The organism is Xenorhabdus sp. PB30.3, assembly GCF_963895965.1.
In the GTDB taxonomy this organism is placed as follows: Bacteria; Pseudomonadota; Gammaproteobacteria; order Enterobacterales; family Enterobacteriaceae; genus Xenorhabdus; species Xenorhabdus stockiae.
The window spans coordinates 1-1,979 of record NZ_CAWQMW010000094.1 but is presented as its reverse complement, the minus strand read 5'-3'; the positions used below and the strand labels follow the sequence as shown (position 1 = coordinate 1,979).

Here is a 1,979-nt window from a genome sequence, read left to right as displayed (position 1 = left end):
TCCATAGAAGGTGCGGTTTGGTTGAATGAGGTTAAAGTCTTGAATCCCTCCACCGGATGAACCTACCTGATATTGTCCACATGAAAACTTGCTATCCAAAATACTATTCAAACCCAAATTTCCAATAAAAACCGATTTATTCGGGATATCCGCCCCGTTCTGGTTTTTATCCAACTTTCCATTCATTGACGCATAAAGCGCCTTTATCGATTGCAACGACACCGTCTGTCCATTCGGCAACGTGATACTCACCGTCCCATTCTGCGTCATCCACTGATCCATACTCTGGAGAAACTGGATGATATTGCTGTTAATGGCGCACATATGCCGGACACCATCGGAGATAGAATTGGGCACGGTCGTCTGGATCTGGTAAGTGACGTTATTCAGCGTCACATTGACATTATCCGCCAGTACCAGTTCGGTATCCGAATTTACGGCCTGTATCATATGTAACAAATTATTGCTGCCGGACTGGATAAGTATCACCTGCCCCGGAGCAATGCCGCTCAGGTTGTCTTTAAATTTTGTGCCCGTACCCCGGACAATCGCCGAGCCGGACACCGTGGATAGTGTGCCTTGTGTGTAAATCATGATTGGGTTCCTGAGAAGAGAAAATCAGAAGTAATCGTCGTAGTTAATGGCGTAGATGTCGTAGTTGATGGGTTTGTAACTGAAGTTATTGACCTGGATGTATTCAAAATTCATCTTCCCGGCTTCGCTCACCGAAATAGTGCTGCCTGAGAAGGTGAAACCGGAATCAGCAAACCGCCAGCTGTTCCCACCGACATTCCTGACTAGTTTAGCTAATCGGTTCACATGCACCATCGGGCGAGAAAGGGTGCGGGCTGACCCACTCCCGTTTCTGACCGCGATCATTTCACCCAGAAAAAACGGTGTGTAGTGGGAAGAGTAGGTCAACTCTCCCGAGGCGTTATAAATCGCTATCCCGTAGTCCGGTCGCTGTAACGCAAAGCCGCTGGAGAAAATCACCACTGACACCTGACAGGGCACGTCATTGTTCACAATCACTTTATCGTGAGTCATACCGACCGCCGCCCCCGGCGTTTCTGTCCGGGCAAACACCAGACATTGTGAGCGGTTCGGGATGGAATCCGGCACGCGCCACTGCCCCTGCTTACCTAATGTCACTCTGCCCCGGTAAACGCAATACCCCAGTCGGTTCTGATCGGTGATCGTTGAAACACCATTCATGCCTGCCAGCTGAATACCAAACTCGGCTCTGTACTTCGGATAACCGCACACCTGAATATAAAAATGCCGGTCGGAGTCAAAATAAGGGTCAAACCAGCCGGATACATTACCCGATCGGCACCGGGTTACCCTGCGCGATGGAGTTGACTGGGCCACCAAAGGCATACGAGGGTTTATTGTCGGGGGTCTTCCCGTCGCGCCAGTCCGCCCGGCATCGGGGAGAGCATCTGCACCACCCCACCCAGCATCATACCCACACCGGACATCACCATCGGTACGCCATAGGGCGTGTACCACAAAAACGCCCCCGCCACGACCATGACTGCGCCGAGTATCGTCTGGAATACCCCGGCTTTTTTACTGCCAATGATCACCGGCACAATCCGAATATCCCCTTCACCGGAAAAGGCCAGTTCATCCTGACTGATATTGCGCTTGCCGATAAACACCGCAAAGGTGAATCCGCGCTCTCTGGCCGTTAACAGGTATTTTTCAAAGCCATCAATCAGGACAGAGAGTGCCCGGATTGCTTCCTGCGGTGAAGAGACTGCCAGTTTATATTTGCGTCCAAACTGAGAGCCGAGCACGCCAGAAAGTTGCACGTTTCGCAATGTATTCATAAAATTATTCCAATAAAAAACCCCCGTTAGGGGGTTCAGACTGCTGACAAACCGCGTTGAAAATAACGCGGTTTGTTGCCTTCATTATAAATCCTTATCTTTCGATTTTTCCTGCCTCATCCCTAAACAATCCTTTTTGGGCAC

1 protein-coding gene and 2 pseudogenes are annotated in these 1,979 nt (G+C 50.1%); all 3 read right to left on the bottom strand.

Translation table 11 applies throughout. The annotated features are described in order from the left end of the window. Positions 1-594, bottom strand: a pseudogene (locus AACX38_RS06335) (hypothetical protein); the annotation flags it as partial. Between the two features lie 24 nt (positions 595-618). Continuing rightward, positions 619-1,380, bottom strand: coding sequence for a DUF6453 family protein (locus tag AACX38_RS06330; RefSeq protein ID WP_255712313.1), 762 nt, complete (start codon positions 1,378-1,380; stop codon positions 619-621). Further along, positions 1,322-1,835: pseudogene (locus tag AACX38_RS06325) on the bottom strand (tail assembly protein). The gene AACX38_RS06330 and the pseudogene AACX38_RS06325 overlap by 59 nt, the downstream one beginning before the upstream one ends. Between the last annotated feature and the right edge of the window lie 144 nt (positions 1,836-1,979).